General features: G+C 60.7%; 2 protein-coding genes. Both read right to left on the reverse strand.

Annotated features, from left to right (window positions below; translation table 11 throughout):
- Positions 1-736: hypothetical protein (locus tag ABD919_RS13935; protein ID WP_345236628.1), on the reverse strand; the 736-nt coding region annotated here is incomplete at its 3' end.
- A 593-nt stretch (positions 737-1,329) separates the two neighbouring features.
- A partial coding sequence (locus ABD919_RS13940) for a hypothetical protein (RefSeq protein WP_345236629.1) occupies positions 1,330-1,880 on the reverse strand: 551 nt, incomplete at its 5' end.

Raw genomic sequence — 1,880 nt, forward strand, 5'->3', positions numbered from 1 at the left:
TGGGCACGGGCGGCTGCCGGCACAGGTCGGGCTGGTAGGGCTGGCCCGCCTGCACGAAGCGCGTAAGCACGCCCTGGGGCGGGGCGTTGCCCACCTGCCCGCCCAGGGTCAGCTCCTGGTTGGGCGCCAGCATGGCGTACTCCACGCTGTAGCCGCCCAGGTTGGGCACGGTCACGTTCTGCTCCCAGAGCAAACTTACCTGGCCCCGGCGGCGGGCATACTGCGCCAGGAAGGCGCCGGGGCGGTAGCCCACCACCAGCACGGCGCTGTCGGGCCCGGCCAGGGGCAGGGCATGAAAAACTTCGGCCGACCGCTGGTTGACCGGGGGCAGCAGGAAACTGGTTTGCACCCGGTCGAGGCTGTCGAGCCAGGCCAGCCAGCCCTGGGCCAGCTGGGCGGGCTGGGTGCCCACGCCGGGCCGCACCACCCCGCCCAGCAGCACGCCCCCGCCCGGCAGCGGGTGCCCCCGGTGGGCCAGCTCCAGCGTGGTGGCCGGCCCGGTTTGAATGTAGCGCGAACGCAGCGTGTCGCCCTGGGCGTTGATGCGCAGCACCCAGGCGTCGCTGACCAGGTAGCCCGGACCCGGCACGGGGCGGGCCTGGTAGCCGGTCAGTAGGTAGGAGCCATCGGGCAAGGGGTGAATGGAGGTAAGGTTGCCCTCCCCATAGGGCTCGCCGTACTGGCGCTGCCATACTACGTTGCCCACCGAGTCGATGCGCATGACCGTTGGCCACAAGACCGTCCGGCTACTGGTTGAGTTCGGGTGTTTCAGAGGACCGACCCACATGGCACCCCCATCAGGTAAGGGCAGCAGGACGGGGGTATAGGCCGAAGCAGCACCAGTATGGTAAGCACGGCGCCACCGGACCTGACCCAGGGAGTCTGCCCGGGAGATAAAATTATACGTTGTCGCAACATTGGTTCCCCCATAGCCTGCAATAAATAAACCTCCACTGTGGCCAGCGACGGGACATACGTCCATATAGGTGTCATAGGTGATGGCTGTCGGCGAACCAACTAGTCCCCAATAGGGAGTTATTACCCGAAGGGTGTCGCCTTGGTTATTGAAAAACCACAAGGCTGCGCTTCTGTACCTATCGGTTTGGGTTGGAGACCAGATACGCTTGTCGATGCTGCCCACAGCCGCGAAGCGCCCGGATTTTAGGCTACGCATGCCACTTATACTCAGAGTTTGGTTATATGTATTGGGGTCGGCTCCCCGACTGAACAGCCGTTGCCAGGCTTGTACGGGCTGGCTTTGGGCCACGCCAGTCAGGAGTACCCCGGCCAGAAGTATGAGTAATGTTTTCATAGCACCCAGATAAACAGTTATTGAACCAGGACACGGCGGGTCTGCACTGGCATACCGTCTATCAAGAGCGTTGCGAAGTACACCCCGGGCTGGTAACCCCGCAGGTCTAAGTCACGCGTCGTCTTATTTACTGCCAGTGAAAGGCGTATCAACTCGTATCCATCCGTACCTCGACGCACGACTATAGCCGCTGATTTGGCAGCAGCAGGCAGCTGGTAGGTGAATGTGGTGCTCTCGGAAGCCGGGTTTGGGTGATTTTGGGCTAAGAAGGGCTGTGTTGTCATTGTCGTCGCCTCCTTCGCAGCAGGACGTGGAATACCCGCACCGGGGAAGACATTTACACATTCACCATCAATGGTATTGATATTACGCCCGCCATCAGCTAAATCAAGGCCGGAGTAGATGAGCGGATTTGGATAGTTTGTGCTATTGTTATAAAGCGTATGGAACACTGAGTAACTTGGATGGTACCACTGCGACCCGAGTTGCCGGAATGTTGGGTCAGTATTCTGCACCTCCACATTCAGCATATCTGCCGGTCCCGCACCGCCATCATCAAACAGGTTAC

The organism is Hymenobacter saemangeumensis (genome assembly GCF_039541835.1).
Lineage (GTDB): Bacteria > Bacteroidota > Bacteroidia > Cytophagales > Hymenobacteraceae > Hymenobacter > Hymenobacter saemangeumensis.